Annotated in this window: 19 protein-coding genes and 1 riboswitch; of the genes, 9 read left to right on the forward strand and 10 right to left on the reverse strand. The window is 64.8% G+C overall.

Annotated features, from left to right (window positions below; all coding sequences use genetic code 11):
• Positions 1-23: 23 nt before the first annotated feature.
• From B5483_RS16000 to crtY, 4 genes are read right to left on the reverse strand one after another with little or no spacing between them, the layout of a single operon-like run.
• The gene (locus tag B5483_RS16000; RefSeq protein WP_079731123.1) at positions 24-605 is read right to left on the reverse strand and encodes an LOG family protein; all 582 of its coding nucleotides are present in this window, start codon (positions 603-605) and stop codon (positions 24-26) included.
• A 1-nt stretch (position 606) separates the two neighbouring features.
• The gene (locus B5483_RS16005) at positions 607-1044 is read right to left on the reverse strand and encodes a T6SS immunity protein Tdi1 domain-containing protein (RefSeq protein ID WP_054945622.1); all 438 of its coding nucleotides are present in this window, start codon (positions 1042-1044) and stop codon (positions 607-609) included.
• Positions 1041-2519, reverse strand: coding sequence for a phytoene desaturase (locus tag B5483_RS16010; RefSeq protein WP_054945623.1), 1479 nt, complete (start codon positions 2517-2519; stop codon positions 1041-1043). The genes B5483_RS16005 and B5483_RS16010 overlap by 4 nt, the downstream gene beginning before the upstream one ends.
• Positions 2516-3742, reverse strand: a complete 1227-nt coding sequence (gene crtY, locus B5483_RS16015; protein WP_079731124.1) for a lycopene beta-cyclase CrtY — start codon at positions 3740-3742, stop codon at positions 2516-2518. Before crtY ends, B5483_RS16010 begins: the two co-directional genes overlap by 4 nt.
• A gap of 62 nt (positions 3743-3804) precedes the next feature.
• Between crtY and B5483_RS16020 the strand changes: the two genes are divergently transcribed.
• Both B5483_RS16020 and B5483_RS16025 read left to right on the forward strand, forming a co-directional pair.
• Positions 3805-4362, forward strand: coding sequence for a GNAT family N-acetyltransferase (locus B5483_RS16020; protein ID WP_245829307.1), 558 nt, complete (start codon positions 3805-3807; stop codon positions 4360-4362).
• Positions 4363-4446: 84 nt separating this feature from the next.
• The gene (locus B5483_RS16025) at positions 4447-5292 is read left to right on the forward strand and encodes a MipA/OmpV family protein (protein ID WP_079731125.1); all 846 of its coding nucleotides are present in this window, start codon (positions 4447-4449) and stop codon (positions 5290-5292) included.
• A 3-nt stretch (positions 5293-5295) separates the two neighbouring features.
• Here B5483_RS16025 and B5483_RS16030 read toward each other — a convergent pair whose 3' ends face one another.
• Positions 5296-5883: a uracil-DNA glycosylase family protein gene (locus B5483_RS16030; protein ID WP_054945626.1), complete on the reverse strand. Its 588-nt coding sequence runs from the start codon at positions 5881-5883 to the stop codon at positions 5296-5298.
• 126 nt (positions 5884-6009) lie between these two features.
• Here B5483_RS16030 and B5483_RS16035 point away from each other — a divergent pair, with 126 nt between their 5' ends.
• Both B5483_RS16035 and B5483_RS16040 read left to right on the forward strand, forming a co-directional pair.
• Positions 6010-7650, forward strand: coding sequence for a DUF4261 domain-containing protein (locus tag B5483_RS16035; RefSeq protein ID WP_079731126.1), 1641 nt, complete (start codon positions 6010-6012; stop codon positions 7648-7650).
• A gap of 144 nt (positions 7651-7794) precedes the next feature.
• Positions 7795-8193: a hypothetical protein gene (locus tag B5483_RS16040; RefSeq protein WP_054945628.1), complete on the forward strand. Its 399-nt coding sequence runs from the start codon at positions 7795-7797 to the stop codon at positions 8191-8193.
• A 6-nt stretch (positions 8194-8199) separates the two neighbouring features.
• Here B5483_RS16040 and B5483_RS16045 read toward each other — a convergent pair whose 3' ends face one another.
• Complete coding sequence (locus tag B5483_RS16045; protein WP_245829309.1) at positions 8200-8826, reverse strand: SOS response-associated peptidase family protein; 627 nt, start codon at positions 8824-8826, stop codon at positions 8200-8202.
• Between the two features lie 45 nt (positions 8827-8871).
• A riboswitch (TPP riboswitch) is annotated at positions 8872-8979 on the forward strand.
• A 39-nt stretch (positions 8980-9018) separates the two neighbouring features.
• Here B5483_RS16045 and thiC point away from each other — a divergent pair.
• Positions 9019-10899: a phosphomethylpyrimidine synthase ThiC gene (gene thiC, locus B5483_RS16050; RefSeq protein WP_079731128.1), complete on the forward strand. Its 1881-nt coding sequence runs from the start codon at positions 9019-9021 to the stop codon at positions 10897-10899.
• Between the two features lie 140 nt (positions 10900-11039).
• Here thiC and B5483_RS16055 read toward each other — a convergent pair whose 3' ends face one another.
• Positions 11040-12062: a sulfotransferase family protein gene (locus B5483_RS16055; RefSeq protein WP_079731129.1), complete on the reverse strand. Its 1023-nt coding sequence runs from the start codon at positions 12060-12062 to the stop codon at positions 11040-11042.
• A gap of 183 nt (positions 12063-12245) precedes the next feature.
• On the opposite strand from B5483_RS16055, the gene B5483_RS16060 reads away from it, so the two are divergent.
• The 3 genes from B5483_RS16060 to B5483_RS16070 all read left to right on the forward strand — a co-directional run bounded on the left by B5483_RS16060 (position 12246) and on the right by B5483_RS16070 (position 13667).
• Positions 12246-12575 (forward strand): DOPA 4,5-dioxygenase family protein, encoded by a 330-nt coding sequence (locus B5483_RS16060; protein WP_054945631.1) that lies wholly within the window; start codon positions 12246-12248, stop codon positions 12573-12575.
• 176 nt (positions 12576-12751) lie between these two features.
• Positions 12752-13153, forward strand: a complete 402-nt coding sequence (locus tag B5483_RS16065) for a YybH family protein (protein ID WP_054945727.1) — start codon at positions 12752-12754, stop codon at positions 13151-13153.
• 124 nt (positions 13154-13277) lie between these two features.
• On the forward strand, positions 13278-13667 hold the full coding sequence (locus B5483_RS16070) for a hypothetical protein (RefSeq protein WP_245829311.1): 390 nt from the start codon (positions 13278-13280) through the stop codon (positions 13665-13667).
• A 121-nt stretch (positions 13668-13788) separates the two neighbouring features.
• On the opposite strand, the gene B5483_RS16075 is transcribed toward B5483_RS16070, so the two are convergent.
• Positions 13789-14061 carry a hypothetical protein gene (locus B5483_RS16075; RefSeq protein ID WP_054945633.1) on the reverse strand — a complete coding sequence of 91 codons (273 nt, stop codon included), beginning with the start codon at positions 14059-14061 and terminating at the stop codon, positions 13789-13791.
• A 314-nt stretch (positions 14062-14375) separates the two neighbouring features.
• Here B5483_RS16075 and B5483_RS16080 point away from each other — a divergent pair, with 314 nt between their 5' ends.
• Positions 14376-14831, forward strand: a complete 456-nt coding sequence (locus tag B5483_RS16080) for a COG3650 family protein (RefSeq protein WP_054945634.1) — start codon at positions 14376-14378, stop codon at positions 14829-14831.
• Here the strand turns inward: B5483_RS16080 and B5483_RS16085 are convergent.
• Positions 14828-15367 carry a hypothetical protein gene (locus B5483_RS16085; protein ID WP_079731131.1) on the reverse strand — a complete coding sequence of 180 codons (540 nt, stop codon included), beginning with the start codon at positions 15365-15367 and terminating at the stop codon, positions 14828-14830. The two genes, B5483_RS16080 and B5483_RS16085, sit on opposite strands and share 4 nt — an antisense overlap.
• A gap of 78 nt (positions 15368-15445) precedes the next feature.
• Positions 15446-15874, reverse strand: a complete 429-nt coding sequence (locus B5483_RS16090; RefSeq protein WP_054945636.1) for an OsmC family protein — start codon at positions 15872-15874, stop codon at positions 15446-15448.
• Positions 15875-16156 lie beyond the last annotated feature (282 nt).

Here is a 16156-nt window from a genome sequence, read left to right on the forward strand (position 1 = left end):
GGCGTTGTCGGTCGGAGCGCAGGTCACAGCGTTTCCGGGTTCATCTTGGTGATGGGCGTGATCGGCTCATGCGCGTGCATGCGTTCCAGCAGCAGGTCGAGCTCGCTCTCGGCCATGATGATGCCCTGATGCGCGGGCCGCACGAAGCCGACTTCGGCCATGTGGCGGTTGAAGGCGAGCAAGCCGTCGTAGAAACCGAAGGCATTGAGCACGCCGACCGGCTTGCCATGATAGCCGAGCTGGGCCCAGCTCACCGCTTCCCACAACTCGTCCATGGTGCCTACGCCGCCGGGCAGGACGAGGAAGCCGTCGGACAGGCGGGTGAAGGCCGCCTTGCGTTCGTGCATGGTGGAAACCACCTGCAGCTCGGTGCAGTCGTAGTTCGCGACTTCGCCGCTGACGAGCGCCTCGGGGATCACGCCGATGACTTCGCCGCCCGCCGCCAGCGCGGAAGAGGCAAGCGCGCCCATCAGGCCGAGCCGCCCGCCGCCATAGACGACGCCGATGCTGCGGCGGGCAAGGTCCTCGCCGACGCTGTGGGCGAGGGCGAGATAGCGCGGATCGGAGGGGGAAGCGGAGCCGCAGTAAACGGCAAGGCGTTTCATGTCAGTCGTTGCTCTTCAGCTTGATCGCGGTGTTGTCCGGCATGTCGCGGGTCTGCCATGCCACTTGTCCGGCGAAGGAGATCAGCTCGGCCAGCGGCATCACGGTCAGGTTCTCGACGTCGTAGTCTCCGGCCAGCAGCGCATCGGGCGTGAGGGTATAGACTTCCTCGGCTTCCGGCGGCCCCAGACGTTCCTGCGCTGCCTGCACCAGTTTCTCTGCCTGCCAGACCAGCGAGACTTCGGGATCGGCCAGGTACTGGCGCGCCTGTTCCTCACCGCCCAGACAGATCAGTTCGCGGGTTTCCGGGTCGAGGTAGTGGATCGTGCCCGAGGTGTCGGACAACAGCAGGTGCCCCATGCGGCTGACGGCGATGATCTCGGCGAAATCGACGCCGGTCCATCCCCAGTCCCCGCGCAGGGCGTTCATCACGCGATTCATCGCAGGTCCTCGATCATCAGCTTGGCCGTCGCCTTGGCAGAGCCGACGACGCCGGGAATGCCCGCACCGGGATGGGTTCCGGCGCCGACGAGATAGAAGTTCTTGAGCTGGTCGTCGCGGTTGTGGCCGCGGAACCACGCGCTCTGGGTCAGGATCGGCTCAAGGCTGAAGGCGCTGCCGTGGAACGCGGAAAGGTCTGTTTCGAAGTTCTTGGGCGCATAATGGAACTTGGTGACGATGCGGTCGTCGATGTCCGGGATCAGGCGGCGGCCGACTTCGTCGAGGATGCGGCGTTCGAGGATCGGGCCCACTTCGTCCCAGTCGATCGGCAGCTTGCCCATGTGCGCGACCGGCACCAGCGCGTAGAACGTGCTCTTGCCCGCGGGCGCCATCGAGGGATCGGTGACGGTCGGGTGGTGCAGGTAGATCGAGAAATCGCGCGGCAGTACGCCGTGTTCGTAGATGTCAGCGAGGAGTTCGCGGTAGCGCGGTCCGAACAGGATCGTGTGGTGCGGAATGCCTGGCCATGTCCCCTCGAGCCCGAAATGGACGACGAACAGGCTGGGCGAGAAGCGCTTCGTAGACAGCTTCTTTGCCATGGTCTTGCCGCGCATGGAATCGGACAGCAACTCGCGGTAGGTGTGCATGATGTCGCCGTTCGAGGCGACCGCGTCGAAGTGTTCCTTCCAGCCGCTTTCGGTGATGACTTCAGTGGCCTGGTCACCGACGGTCAGGACCTGCACGACCTTGTCGCCCAGTCGCACCTTGCCGCCCAGCCGCTCGAAAAGTCGCGTCATGCCCTGGGCCAGCTTGTTGGTGCCGCCCCGCGTCCACCAGACGCCGCCGTCCTTCTCCAGCTTGTGGATCAGGGCGTAGATCGCCGAGGTGGTCATGGGGTTGCCACCGACGAGCAGGGTGTGGAACGAAAGCGCCTGACGCAGGTGTTCGTCCTTCACGTAGGCCGAAACCATCGAATAGACCGAACGCCACGCCTGGTAGCGGGCCAGCGCGGGGGCGGCCTTGATCATGCTGGAGAAGTCGAGGAATGCCTCGTGCCCCAGCCTGACGTAGCCTTCCTGGTAGACGCCTGCGGCGTAGCGCAGGAATTCCTCGTAGCCGCTCAGGTCATGGGGCGAGACGCGGGCGATCTCGCGGCGCAGGGCCACTTCGTCGTTCGAATAGTCGAACACCGTCCCGTCGGTCCAGTTGAGGCGGTAGAAGGGCATCACCGGCATCAGCTCGACGTCGTCGGCCATGTCGCTGCCCGACAGCGCCCACAGTTCGCGCAGGCAGTCGGGGTCGGTCACGACCGTCGGGCCGGCATCGAACGTGAAGCCTTCGCGTTCCCAGACGTAGGCGCGGCCGCCTACCTTGTCGCGGCCTTCGACCAGTGTCGTCTCGATCCCCGCGCTCTGCAGGCGAACGGCAAGGGCCAGGCCGCCGAACCCGGCGCCGATAACGCAGGCTTTCTTCATGCTTGCGCTCCATCACGGGGGGAAAGGTCGGCCAGCGGGCGTCCGGCACCGGCGAGGCTGGCGATCGCCGCGCCGATGGGCACCGGCGGCTTGCCGGCCAGTATGCGGATCATGTCCGCGGGCGTGGAGCGCCCGGCGTAGAAGCGCTCGACCAGGCTTTCGGGCAGGCCGTAGAAGCGCTCCAGCATTCGCCAGCGCTCATGCGGCCGCGCCGCGCCGAAAAGCATGCGTGTCAACATCCGGTAGAAGCGTCCTTTGCGCCAGTGCTGTGCTGCCCATGCATGACTGACCCTTCCTAGGCGCAGGCCGGAGAGATTGTCGAGTGTCGTAAGATACATGGCGAAGTCTACAGCATCGGGAACGGAATACGAAGTGAGCGGGTGGACAAGGGCGGCACGGGCGCCGGCGCGGGCGAGGTCCGGTGCCGATCCGCTTTCGTGTTCGCGCCAGAACGCCTCGAAATTCCCCTTTGCGATCACCGGCAGAACACCGGTTTCCTCGTAAGCGGCAGCGGCCGTTTCCCAGCCTTGGGATGCCGCATAGTCGGCAATGCGGCCGCGGAGCAAGGGCAGGTCTAGGTTCGGCGTGTCGGAATAGTAGGTATCCTCGACGAAGACCTCGGTATCGGAGAAGGGCAGGCAATAGACGAAACGATAGCCGTCGAACTGCTCCACCCGCGCGTCCATCACGATCGGCCGGTCAAGCCCGTGCGGATGGCGCAGGCGCAGGCGCTGACCCATGAATTTCTGCCAGCCGCCGGCGAGGTGCGCCATGCCCGAAGCACCGCGCGCGTCGATCACCGCGCCTGCGGCAATCGTGCGGCGGTCCTGCATTTCCACGATTTCGGGGCCCGCGGCGCGTACGGGTGTGCCGGTCAGGATCGCCTCGGCCGGCAGCGCTGCACGCACCGCTGCGTCCAGCTTCGCACTGGTAATGCTGTTGTACCCCGTGCCGAGATTGCGCGAGCGGTTCGGGAAATGGACCGAATACCCTTGCCAGCTGGCGGCGATCAGCGGTTCCACCAGGAAATCGTGCGCCGGGGCTATGTCACTGGAAAAGAACGACCATACGTGCTCGCCGCCCAGCCTTTCGCCCTGTTCGATCAGGATCACGCGCAAGTCCGGGCGCTTTTCGGCCATGGCCATGGCGATCAGGCCCCCGGCCAGGCCCCCGCCGAGAATCGCCAGATCGCAGTCGGTCGGATGGCTGGAGCTTTGCTGCATCGCTGGCACGTTTAGGCACAGCGTGTCTTTTCCGCAACTTGGCATGAATGCTGCTTTGCGTCATGTTCAGCATGATGGACGACGAACTGAACGTCTGCGAAGCGACGCCGGCCGACGCCGCGGGCATAGCAGAGATCTATGCGCACTATGTGCTGGAAAGCACTGCGACCTTCGAAACCGACCCTCCCGACGAGGTCGAGATCGCGCGTCGTCTCTCAGAGATCGTCGATGCCGGCTATCCGGTGCTGGTCAGTCGCGATACGGCCGGGCGCGTGCTGGGTGTCGGTTACGCCCACCGCTACGGGCCGCGCGTCGGCTATCGCTACAGTGTGGAGACTACCATCTTCGTGCGCCCTGACAGTCTGGGCCGCGGCGTCGGCGGGCGGATGCTGAGCGCGCTTGTCGAGGAATGCGAAAGGCGCGGCTTCAGGCAAGCCTTCGCGGTTATCGCCGAGAGTGAACCGGCTTCGGTTGTCCTTCATGCCCGGGCGGGCTATCGGCCGGTGGGAACACTGGCAGGTGCCGGCTGGAAGCACGGGCAGTGGCTCGATGTCTTCGTGATGCAGCGACAGCTTGGCGAGGGGGCGGACAGCCTTCCCGGTGAGATCCCGCCAGAGTAACATCGGTTTCGGATGCATGATCGACGCCCGGATGAAACATCGGGCGTAACTATGCGTTGCGAAAGCGAAATTGGAGGGAAACCCATGAGTATTTCGCGAAGCCTCGCGCTTCTGGCCACCGCCGCCGTTCTGCCTGCGACGCCTGCCTTCGCCGATGAGGCGCAGGACCGGGATGCCATGACGCGCGACCGTATCACGGTGGGCGTCGGCGCCATCTACGGGCCGAGCTACGATGGTTCGGACGACTATGTCGTCTCGCCAATCCCGATCGTGCAGGGGCGCGTGAAGGGCATCACCATCTCGCCGCGTCCGGCGGGCCTTGCGCTCGACCTCATTCCCGATGCGCCCGATGCCAGGATCGGCTTCGCGCTCGGCCCGGTGGCAACGATCTCGCGCAACCGCGTCAACCAGATCAAGGACCCGGTCGTGCGTGCGGCAGGCAAGCTCGATACAGCGGTTGAACTGGGGGCCAGCGGGGGCGTTTCGGCCTATCGCCTGCTCAATCCCTATGACTCGCTGAGCCTGAGCGCCGACGTGAAGTGGGATGTGGCAGGCGCCTATGGCGGCATGACCTGGGCACCTTCGATCACCTACATGACGCCGGTCAGCAAGGCGGCGCTGGTGACGCTGGCGCTCAGCGCCAAGCACATCGACGACGATTATGCCGACTATTACTATTCGGTCAGCCCGACCCAGTCCGATGCCAGCGGCCTGCCGCAGTTCCAGGCCAAGGGCGGCTGGGAAAGCGTGAGCGCGACGATGCTGGTCGGTTATGACCTGTCCGGCGACTTGCGCGATGGCGGCTTCGCGCTGTTCTCGATCGCCAGCTACTCGCGCATGCTCAACGATTCGAAGGATACGCCCTATACCTCGCTGCGCGGCGATGCCGACCAGTGGCTCTTGGGTCTGGGCGTCGCCTACAGTTTCTGATGCTCAGCCGGCAAGGGCGTCGCTGATCCGGCGGCGCAGGTCCGGCAGGACCTGATCCTCGAACCAGGGGTGCATCGCCATCCACAGCCGGCTGCGCCAGGCCGGGTGGGGCAAGGGGAACACGCCGGTCGGGGCGTCATGCCACCGGCGCACCGCTTCGGTCATGTTGGGCGCGAAGCCGCGCGGCAGATAGAGCTTCTGCGCGTACTGGCCGACGAGCAGCATGATGCGCACCTGCGGCAATCGGGCCAGCAGGCGGGCATGCCATAGCGGCGCGCACTCCGGACGCGGGGGCTTGTCGCCGCCGCTGGCCTTGCCCGGATAACAGAAGCCGGAAGGCATGTGCGCGACCCATGCCGGGTCGTAGAAGACCTCGCGCGTCATCCCCGTCCAGTCGCGCAGGCGGTCGCCGCTCTCGTCGTCCCATGGCCGGCCGCTGGCGTGGACCTTGCTGCCCGGTGCCTGCCCGATCACCACGATGCGCGCGCTTTCCCCGGCTTGCACCACCGGGCGCGGTTCGTGGTTCAGGGCCTTTTCGCAGACGCGACAGGCGGCGATTTCGGACAGGAGATCTGTGAGCGCTTGCGACATTTCCCACAGGGATGGGACGAGTTGCGCAGCGGCGCAATATTTTTCCCGGTCGATTTGCGGTACCCGGTCTTAACCAATGCGGCGTAGGACTCGCCGTCTGGACACGTCAGGAAGAAAGGGAGCGGCATGACGGTCACGGTCATCCTGAGCGCCCGACCCAGCCTCCCCGCGGGCGAGTTGCGCACGCAGCTCATGCGGGCCGCGCCCCGGTTCGGCTGGACCTGCGGCGATCACGACGACGGCAGCGCCCATTGCTCGACCGCCTTCGGACGCGAAGTCCTGCTGATCGGCCGCAGCGCCGGAGAAGTCGTGATCGTGCCGCTGCGCCTGCTCGGCGATGAGCCGATTCCCGGCGCCCCGCGACAGGGCTGTGCCATCATGATCGGAACGCCGACGAGCGAGGATCAGGCGCTGTGCGAGCGAATCGTCTGCGCAGTGGCCCTGGCCCTTGTCGAGACCGAGGCCGATACCGCCGTCGCCCGCTTCGGTGAAGGCATGCCCTGGCTCGACGCCGAAGGAATCGCGCGGCTCGACCGGAAGGTACATGAAGGACAGGCAATCGCCGTGGCGGCCACAGCCCTTGCCATGCCGTGCCGGCCTCCGTCCTCCGGTGACGCGCTTGCTGCTGCGGGCAGAGCGGACCTTGCCGATCTTCCCTATGACGATTTGCTGCCCTATCAGCGTTCGGAACGGCTCGGGTTCGACATCATCGGGCTGGCCGAGATCGAGGCGGGGATCGCCGAGGCGATGTCGGGCGATCCGTCCGAGCACCTGGCGCGCCTGCTCGACCAGTCGCTGCCGCCCCCGTTCTTCCGCGAATTGCCCCGGCGTGACCGCCTGCCGACGATTGTCCCGCTCTTCGCTGCGCAGGGTCTGGATATCGACTGGGACATGCTGGTCGAGGGCGTCGCCTCGATCGACGACGAGGGCGCGTGGCAGGTCCTTCCGGAAGGCCCGGATCGCGGCCGGATCGCCGGTCGTGGCTGTACGATATCGGTGTCGCACACATCGGTGCCGCTGCCTGCATGGATGGTGGAGCGTGCGCTCTATCGCAGTTTCTGGTGCGAGCCGGGCGAGGGGCTGCGAACCTTGCGCCGCCATGCCGGCCATGGCGTCATCGCCTGCGACCTCGACACCGAGATCGGCGAATTCGTCGACATCCGGCAGAGCGCCAAGGTCATGGCGATGGTGCTGGCTGTCGTCGCGCAAGGGGCATTGGCGCAGGATGCCTTTTGCGGCGTCTATCTGCCGGCTCATTCGTGCGCCTACACTTTCGGTGACCTGCCGACTCTCGTCAGCCCGCTGGCAAGCGACGAAGTGCCGATTCGCCTGTTCCTCTGGACCGCCTTTCATTCGACCGAGCCGGATGCCGTGTCCCTCTCGACGGCCGGAATGCTGCCTTTTGTCGGTCGTGAAGTGGAAGCATGGAACGCGCCGGGAACGCTCGATTTCGTCGCCGGAAAGCTGAACGAGGTCATGCGCTACCTGCTGCTCGAGGGGCCGGTGATCCGCCACGGCGATACTTTTGGCGACGATGCGGGCGACCTGTCGGTGCGGATCTGGCACGATGAAAGCGGGGAGCCTTCGCGCCAGAATCCGGTGCCGGTGCTGTTGATGGAACTGGCAGGCCCACCGGTCTCGGATGCGCCCCATCCCGACGCCGTACCCGGCACATGGCCCGCCACAGCCCTCCACAGTCGCCAGCCACCCATCGGCTTCGCCGCGCCGCGCCGGGTGCCCGGCGGTTTCGGTCGCAAGGGCCTTTGAAGCCCCTCAGCTGGCGGCGGTTTCGGCCTCGTCGGTTACGCGTCCCGGGGCCAGCCGGAACAGGCCAAGTCATTGACGCCTTTACTGTGCCCCGGTCGAGGTCCATCGTGCTGGCGGGATCGGCTTTTGGGATGGAGGATTTGAATGACCGATCTATCGCTTGCGCCGGCATGGACTGCGCTGTTCCTGGGGCTGTTCGCGCTTTTCGCCGGAATCGGTGAGCTGCGGCAGGCCGGCCACTGGCAGAAGATGCTCGAGGAAATCGGCGCTTCGCCCGCACTCCAGCTGATCGCGGCGCTGCTGGAACTGTTCCTCGGCGCGGCCATCTACATCGTCAATCCCTGGGCTTCGGCGGACTGGCTGTCCGGTGCGATGAGCGTGCTGGGCGGGCTGATGATCATCGAGGCCCTTGTCGTGCTGGCGTTCTCGGATGTCTACATGGCCTTCTGGCTGCGGCGGTTCGGGCCGCTGTCCAAACTGTGGGCCTGGCTCTCGATCCTCATTGGCGTCGCGGCAATCGCTGTGGCGATTCCACACTTCTGAGCGGGACTAGCCGCGTTCGCGCATGAGCGAGGACGAGTAGGGCGCGACCAGTTCCCTTGCCCGGTCCCAGCTGCCGTTGAGCCACAGGTCGAGGGCGGCCGGGTCGGGTGGCAGGATCACCGGCATCGAATCGCGCCCTGCGAAGCGCAGCGCTGCATTGGGCTCGCAGGTGAGCAGCGCAAAGCCGGGAATCTCGCTGTCCTTCCAAACAGCTCCCATCGCGAAGATCGGCTGATCCTCCAGGGAGAACCAGCACTGGCGGCGCTTGCCTTCGCGGTCACGCGTGCTGCCCCATTCCATGAATGCGGTGCAGGGAACGACGCAGCGAAATTCGCTGTTCCTGAGATTGCCGATCCAGAACGGGCTTTCCGGATTGCGCACCGACAGGATGCCGTAGCGCGGGGCGTCGTGGACCGAAGGCGGGGGCGGTACGCCCCACAGGCGCGGCACCATGCGGCGTGGCTGCCTGCCCGAAGGGCGCGGCCCGGCGATCGTTTCCCGCCCGGCGGTGATGACCGGCGCGAACTGGCCGGGCGCTACATGGCCGCCCGCCCAGGGGTCGTCGTTCGCGCGGGCGCCGAACTGGCGCGCGACCGCCTGGGCAGGCGCGTCGAGACGATAAAGCATGGGCATCGGTCGATCGGTCCCTAGACGGGCGCACCGCACCCGTCTATTGTCCAACTACCCCCGGGGAGCCAGCAAGGCTGAGAGTTGTGGGTATGCTCCACAAGACCCGTTGAACCTGAACCCGTTAGCACGGGCGGAGGGAGTGGACAGCCGCATCGGCACATCCGCGACCTATCCGCTTACTGGAGAGAAGCGTTTATGGCCGACATCAATTCCAAACTGGAAATCGGCGTAACCACCGGGCCCATCCGCGGCTCGAAGAAGATCTACGTCCCGGCTCAGTCGAACCCTTCGGTCAGGGTCGCCATGCGCGAGATATACCTCGAACCGTCGAGCGGCGAGCCACCGGTACGTGTTTACGACACGTCCGGTCCCTACACCGATCCCGATGCGGTGATCGACATTGCCGCCGGTCTTCCCGCCCTTCGCCGCGAATGGCAGCTCGCCCGCGGCGACGTGGAGGAATACGAACCGCGCGAAGTGAAGCCGGAAGACAACGGCCAGCTCGGTCCTGACCGTTCGGGCGGCGTGCCCCCGTTCCCGACCGCGCTGCGCAGGCCGCTGCGCGCCAAGGCCGGCAAGAACCTCTCGCAGATGCACTACGCCCGCCAGGGCATCATCACGCCCGAGATGGAATACGTCGCCGAGCGCGAGAACCTGGGCCGGGCGCGCCTTGCCGAGTACAACCGCTCTGGCGAGAGCTTCGGTGCCTCGATCCCCGACTACGTGACGCCCGAATTCGTGCGTGACGAAGTGGCGCGCGGCCGTGCGATCATCCCTTCGAACGTCAACCACCCGGAAAGCGAGCCGATGGCGATCGGCCGCAACTTCCTCGTCAAGATCAACGCCAACATCGGCAATTCGGCGGTGGCTTCGGACGTTGCCAGCGAAGTCGACAAGATGGTCTGGTCGATCCGCTGGGGCGCGGACACCGTGATGGATCTCTCCACGGGCCGCAACATCCACGACACGCGCGAATGGATCATCCGCAACAGCCCGGTTCCGATCGGCACCGTGCCGATCTACCAGGCGCTGGAAAAGGTCGGCGGCATTGCCGAGGAACTGACCTGGGAGATCTTCCGCGACACGCTGATCGAACAGGCCGAGCAGGGCGTCGACTACTTCACCATCCACGCCGGCGTGCGCCTGCCCTATATCCCGTTGGCGGCCAAGCGCATGACCGGCATCGTCAGCCGCGGCGGTTCGATCATGGCCAAGTGGTGCCTTGCCCACCACAAGGAGTCGTTCCTTTACGAGAACTTCGACGAGATCACAGAGATCATGAAGGCCTACGACATTGCCTACTCGCTGGGTGATGGCCTGCGTCCCGGCTCGATCTACGACGCCAACGACGAGGCGCAGTTCGCCGAGCTCTATACGCTGGGCGAACTGACCAAGAAGGCCTGGGAGCAGGACGTTCAGGTCATGATCGAGGGCCCCGGCCACGTGCCGATGCACAAGATCAAGGAGAACATGGAAAAGCAGCTGGAAAGCTGCGGCGAAGCTCCGTTCTACACGCTCGGGCCGCTCACCACCGACATCGCGCCGGGCTACGACCACATCACCAGCGGCATCGGTGCCGCCCAGATCGGCTGGTACGGCACGGCAATGCTCTGCTATGTCACGCCCAAGGAGCACCTCGGCCTGCCTGACCGCGATGACGTGAAGGTCGGTGTTGTCACCTACAAGCTGGCGGCCCACGCGGCCGACCTCGCCAAGGGCCATCCGGCCGCGCAAGTGCGCGACGATGCCCTGTCGAAGGCCCGTTTCGAGTTCCGCTGGCGCGACCAGTTCAACCTCAGTCTCGATCCGGACACGGCAGAGCAGTACCACGACCAGACGCTGCCGGCCGAAGGCGCGAAGACCGCCCACTTCTGCTCGATGTGCGGCCCGAAGTTCTGCTCGATGAAGATCAGCCAGGAAGTGCGCGACTTCGCCGCCAGGCAGAACCAGCCGAGTACCGGCTTCCTCGCGGCCGACGAAGCGGAAAAGGGCATGGAAGAGATGTCCAAGGTCTACAGGGAAAAGGGCAACGAACTGTACCTGCCCGCCGACGGGGCCGCCGACCCGGCGGAGTAATCGGCCCGGACAGCGTCCCGTCCGTGCTGCCGGCAGCGCGATCTGGAGATGGCCAAGTCATGAAACAAGGGGCATGGGCGCGCAGTCCGTGCCCCTTTTTCGATGCCTGCATCCCGGCGGAAGCGTATTTGCGCCCAGCTCTAGAGTTCGGGGAAGACTCCGGAGAGCAGCTGCTCGACCGTCCACTGCAGGTCGCGGCTGAGATAGACGAAGCCCTTGAGGTTCTTGAACGCGCCGGCAACCCGCTGCGCCGGCACTTCCACCCGGCGTGCAAAACTGAGGCGCGCTTCGGATACGGGTTTGGCGCCGATCGGGCTGGGATCGTAACCGCGCTGCGCCATCGTCTCGCCGCAGATCGTTTCAACCAGCCGGATCTCGTATTTCGAAAGACCCGATTTCCAGCGGTCGATGCTGTCGGCCGACACCGGGGTCTTGAGGCGCTTTAGGTTGCGCTGGTCGGTGTCGTAGCTGCTGTCCTTGCGGTGGAATTCCAGCTGCTGCGCTTCGAAGTCCTCGCCGAGAAAGTCCATGAGTCGGCGAAGTTCGGTTTCGGGATCGCGGACGAGAGCCTCGTAGCTGACCCGGATGCGCTGGTGCGGCGGTAGCTTGCGTTCGACTGCGTCGAGCGCCTGCGAATGGCGTACCCAGGACTTGGCGAAGGGCAGCACGTGATTGCCGTGGAACCGTGCCTGCTTCCAAGACATGGCGACCGCCCGCGGATCGCGCTCGATCATGATGACCTGGGCCTTGGGCCAGGTGGAGAGCACTTCGTCGTGCAGCATCGTGTGCTGCGGCGTCTTTTCCCCCCAGCGCGGTTTGCCCGCCGTCCTGGCTGCCCATTCCATGACGGCATGGGCGACCGCGCCGAAGCCCGGTCCGGTGACGTGCCTGGCAACGTCTTCCGGCGTTGGGCGGGGGCTCCAGTCCCGCACGACGCCGAGGCGTACGATGTCCGAAACGAGGCGCTTCTGACGCGCGGGATCGGACAGGTCGCCATAACTTTCCAGCCTCGGCAGCCACTGGTTGAACAGGTGGGATTCGAAGGGGATGGAAATGCGCGAATGGGCGTCGATCAACCGGCTGAGAAGGGATGTACCCGAGCGTGGGGCGCCGAAAATGAGGATCGGTGTTTCGGAATTGATGGCCTTCCTCCCTTGCCGCATGGATGATGCGGGAAATTATCAGGTTCGCGGGAAAGTTCGGCTGTTTCAACAGTGTGGCCGGATTAATCCCTTGGGGTGCGTCCCGGTCGGGGACAGGCGGACCGGCCGGGGCGGGGCCGAAATGGCATGGACGGTATGCGGCCGGCTCTTGACCGGAGGATATACAGTGCCCAGCTTCGCGCGATGAACCGGCCCGATGTGTTTCACGCCCATATCTACTTCGATCCTGCCGAACTGGAGCAGGCCCAGGCGCTTGCCGAGCGCGTTCGCGCGCGTTTCGGCGTCAGGGTCGGACGCTTCCACCTGCGTCCGGTTGGGCCGCATCCGCGCGGCAGTTGCCAGTTGACCGTTCCGGGAGAGATATTCGGCGACTTCACCACTTGGGCCGCCGTCAACCGCGGTGCGCTGACCATATTCGGTCATGCTGAAACCGGCAACGATCTGATCGATCACACCGGCCACGTGATCTGGTTCGGCCCGTCCGAGGAACTGAACCTTTCGCAGTTCAGGTAAGGCAGGCGAATCCTTCGGGACCTTCTGCGCGCAATGGCATGCAGCCTACGGCTGCGGCCGAATGCCGGGCTTGGCCATGCAACATGGGTGGCAAAAAGACGCGGATAGGCAGCGCGCGGCAAATTGCGCCCGCCGCGCAAACCGTTATGCATCGCAGCGGGCCGCAAAGGGATGTCATGAACCAGTTTGCAAATTCCGCCGCCGAACTTGCCGTGCGCACGCGCCGCGCCGCCTTCAATCATGCGATCGAGAATGGCGACCTGGCCGCTATTTCGCCCATCCTCGGGCGGGACTGCGTGATGGTGACAGGATCGGACAGCGCCGTGGTCTCCGGCCGCAATGCCCAGCTCAAGGTCTGGAAGCGCGAATTCGCCAGTCCGGCCCGGGCGATCTACACGCGCACGCCTGATCGGGTGGTCGTTTCCGCCGTCGAGCCGATCGCACTGGAGTACGGGCGCTGGCAAGGCGTGGAGGACCGTTCCGGCAAGTCGTTGGGCAGCGGCAACTACACCGCAAAATGGCGCGAGGTCCTGGGCGAGTGGGTTATCGTGGCGGAGATCTACGTTACCCTCGCCTGATGCATCGGTCAGAGCCGCTTAACTTCGACAGCTAACGACCGTTTTTATCTTCAGGACGGCAGCTCTGCAGGGCTGCTGTGCCAGGTTGAAGATCGCGAAAACAGGTACGGTAATGCTCAGCAAGATGAACGCTTCGGTCCCACTCGCCCAGTGCTGGTACTTGCGCAAACACGTACCGGAAGGTCGCAAGCATCGCGAGGAAGACGGGGTTCTTCACTGTACCTGCCGCTATTGCCAGCGGCCGATCAAGTCGCGCGGTGGCAAGACCTGGGATCTTGCCGATGGCTTCGACCTCGATGCCCTTGCCGAGGCTGGCCGCAACCGCCACTTCAGCGTCGTCGACGTCATCGATGACATGGTGATCGCCCGCTATCCCATCGATCGTGACGCCAGCGACGAGGAGGTCGCGGGTCTCCTGGCGGATATCTGCGAGAAGCATGAAGTCGAGGAAGCAGCAGGCACAATCGAGGTGCGGCTCGTGCAAGGGCAGGGCGGTACGCGCCGGCTGCACTGACCTTCGTCCTCCATGCCGGGGGGCACCGATCATCCCGCTGCCAATAGAAAGGGCGCCGATCCCGAAGGATGGCGCCCTTTTTCGTGCTTGTGGTGCAGGCCTTGCGGCCGGCCGTAAGGCCTTACTTGAACTTGGCGAGAGCCTGGTCGGCGTCGGTGACCTTGAAGTTCACGTTGCGGTAGTTGTAGGTGCCGGTCACGCGGTCGCCCGAAACGTAAAGACGGAACGGCACGCCGCCCGAAGCGGTGCCCTTGATCACGGTGACGTCGCCCTTCTGTTCGGCGGTGTAGGCGTAGTCGACGCCTTCGTGCGAGAAGTTGCGGGCATCTTCGGCGTGAGCGGCAGCCGGAACGGCGAGGAGAACGGCAGCGGCAGTGAAAACAGTCTTGAACATGGCAAAGTCCTTATTCGTCGGAGTGCAGGAGTTTGCCTCGGGCACCCTTGTGTTCTGTTGCATTGCAGCATGTCGAGGCGGTTTCAGGTTGGCAAATTCGATTGCTGCAGCCGTAGTTGCACTATTTGCAATTACCCGAAAAGAGGCTGAAAAGCAGCGATCATTCGCAGATCGCCGAAGATCGAGGCGCTTTACGAGTCGGCCAAAATGTTCGCCAGGCGAATAAATTAATGCTGCGGGTGCGAACGTTCTGCGTCGAATCAGTCGTGCTGCAGGCGCTTGCTAGACCGCGACGGCCAGCGTAGGCGCGGGTCATGGTCGGTTCACTTGCCCCGTTCGTCGCCCGCCGGGCTTTCCTTCTCGCATCGTTGCTTCTCGCCGGATGCCAGTCGGGAGCTTCCAACGTTCCGGGCGACAGCAACGATCACAAGCCATGGAGCGGTATTGGCAAGGACGAAGTCGTCCATTTCCTCGGGACGGAACCGTTTTGGGGCGGTCATGCCGAAGGAACTCTCCTGACCTATACGACGCCGGAAAATCCGGAAGGCGAAACGATCACGGTTTCGCGCTTTGCCGGTCGCGGCGGTCTTTCGTTCAGCGGCAATCTGTCCGGCGGCGAAATGACGCTCGCCATCACACCGGGCGAATGCAGCGACGGCATGTCCGACGCTGCCTATCCCTATGGCGTGACCTTGCGCATAGGCAATGAAGTCCGTCAGGGCTGCGCCTGGACCAAGGGTAATCCCAGGACAGGCGGTGAGCAGGGTTAGAGCCCCTCGCTCACGCGCGGCATGGGGATTGCCGAAGCGCTGGCTGCGCGAACGGCAGCGGCGACGGCTGCTTCGGCCTTGGTGTCTACCTTGAGTTCGCGCACGGCGGCGCGCACCGGCTCGATGACGCGTGCTCCTGCGATGTCGGCCAGGGTCGGGCTGTCCTGCGGTGCCGGTTCATCGGCGTAAGAGATGGCATCGCGATAATCCGCAGCCGGATCGCGGGCATACGAGGCATATTGCAGGAAATCGGCGCCGGGGCCTTCGAGCCAGTCGCGATCGTCATTCATCGAATCGGGGATCGGCGGGTAATAGGAAACGGCCCAGCGCGGCGTGGTGTCGGACGGGGGGCTGAGGTCCTGTGGCCCCGGCTCGACGTAGTATGTCGCTGCGGACGGGTTGAAGCGCACGCCGTAGCGTTCGCGCCAGTCGGGGCCGAAGGCCGGCTTCATCGTCGTGGGGATCGAGGCGCCTGCCAGCGTTCCCAAGGTGACGGCGCCGAACAGGGCGCCAAGGATCTGTGTCGTACCAGGCAACTCGCTGACTCCGGATGCCCCCTCGGAATGCCATAACGCGCCATTGCCCGGAGCGTTCCGGCGCAATGGCCTGCGCGCTTAGCCTGCCAGCGATTTTTCCAGCGTCACTTCGCAATTGAGCAGTTTGGAGATCGGGCAGTTGGCCTTGGCATCGTCGGCGATCCTGGCGAAGTCCTCCTCGCTGATGCCGGGGATCGTCGCGGTCAGCGAAAGTGCGGACTTGGTCACCTTGAATCCGGCATCTTCCTTGTCGAGCGTGACCACGCAGTCGGTCTCCAGCGTGCCGTCGCTGTGGCCTGCCGATGCCAGCGCGAAACTCGTCGCCATGGTGAAGCAGGCGGCATGGGCGGCGGCGATGAGTTCTTCGGGATTGGTGCCCGGCTGGCCTTCGAAACGGGTGCCGAATCCATAAGGCTGGTCGCTCAGGACCCCGGAACGGGTGCTGATGGCGCCCATGCCGTTCTTGCCGAAGCCTTCGTAGCGCGCGGATGCGGAGTTGGTGGTCATAGCCGGACCTTTCGTTCGGGTGGAAAGTACGGGCACGTAACGTTGACAAACCTGTGGATGTTCCCGTGCAAAATCCCGAAAACGGCCACTGCAATGCATTGCGCGACGCAGCATCGCTCCGCAACGGCGCTCCGGCTTGCAAAGCCCGATGGAGGCGGGCGAGTGACCTGCTGCAAGGGCGCTCTTGCCTGCAAGCCCAGAGAATCGAGCCATAACCGGCACAAGATCGGCGGCGTTGCTGCGGTCGGCGGGGATTGCGTCAGGACAGTAACGGCGTCTCCC

Source organism: Novosphingobium mathurense (assembly GCF_900168325.1).
GTDB lineage: Bacteria > Pseudomonadota > Alphaproteobacteria > Sphingomonadales > Sphingomonadaceae > Novosphingobium > Novosphingobium mathurense.

Bases quoted from the DNA above. Each gene is read 5' to 3' on its own strand.
- B5483_RS16075 (WP_054945633.1), bottom strand. From the start codon at position 14,061: ATGTTCAAGACTGTTTTCACTGCCGCTGCCGTTCTCCTCGCCGTTCCG.
- B5483_RS16080 (WP_054945634.1), top strand. From the start codon at position 14,376: ATGGTCGGTTCACTTGCCCCGTTCGTCGCCCGCCGGGCTTTCCTTCTC.
- B5483_RS16035 (WP_079731126.1), top strand. From the start codon at position 6,010: ATGACGGTCACGGTCATCCTGAGCGCCCGACCCAGCCTCCCCGCGGGC.
- B5483_RS16070 (WP_245829311.1), top strand. From the start codon at position 13,278: ATGAACGCTTCGGTCCCACTCGCCCAGTGCTGGTACTTGCGCAAACAC.
- B5483_RS16020 (WP_245829307.1), top strand. From the start codon at position 3,805: ATGTTCAGCATGATGGACGACGAACTGAACGTCTGCGAAGCGACGCCG.
- B5483_RS16030 (WP_054945626.1), bottom strand. From the start codon at position 5,883: ATGTCGCAAGCGCTCACAGATCTCCTGTCCGAAATCGCCGCCTGTCGC.
- B5483_RS16045 (WP_245829309.1), bottom strand. From the start codon at position 8,826: ATGCCCATGCTTTATCGTCTCGACGCGCCTGCCCAGGCGGTCGCGCGC.
- B5483_RS16060 (WP_054945631.1), top strand. From the start codon at position 12,246: ATGAACCGGCCCGATGTGTTTCACGCCCATATCTACTTCGATCCTGCC.
- B5483_RS16025 (WP_079731125.1), top strand. From the start codon at position 4,447: ATGAGTATTTCGCGAAGCCTCGCGCTTCTGGCCACCGCCGCCGTTCTG.
- B5483_RS16040 (WP_054945628.1), top strand. From the start codon at position 7,795: ATGACCGATCTATCGCTTGCGCCGGCATGGACTGCGCTGTTCCTGGGG.
- B5483_RS16065 (WP_054945727.1), top strand. From the start codon at position 12,752: ATGAACCAGTTTGCAAATTCCGCCGCCGAACTTGCCGTGCGCACGCGC.
- thiC (WP_079731128.1), top strand. From the start codon at position 9,019: ATGGCCGACATCAATTCCAAACTGGAAATCGGCGTAACCACCGGGCCC.
- B5483_RS16090 (WP_054945636.1), bottom strand. From the start codon at position 15,874: ATGACCACCAACTCCGCATCCGCGCGCTACGAAGGCTTCGGCAAGAAC.
- B5483_RS16055 (WP_079731129.1), bottom strand. From the start codon at position 12,062: ATGCGGCAAGGGAGGAAGGCCATCAATTCCGAAACACCGATCCTCATT.
- B5483_RS16000 (WP_079731123.1), bottom strand. From the start codon at position 605: ATGAAACGCCTTGCCGTTTACTGCGGCTCCGCTTCCCCCTCCGATCCG.
- B5483_RS16010 (WP_054945623.1), bottom strand. From the start codon at position 2,519: ATGAAGAAAGCCTGCGTTATCGGCGCCGGGTTCGGCGGCCTGGCCCTT.
- B5483_RS16005 (WP_054945622.1), bottom strand. From the start codon at position 1,044: ATGAATCGCGTGATGAACGCCCTGCGCGGGGACTGGGGATGGACCGGC.
- crtY (WP_079731124.1), bottom strand. From the start codon at position 3,742: ATGCAGCAAAGCTCCAGCCATCCGACCGACTGCGATCTGGCGATTCTC.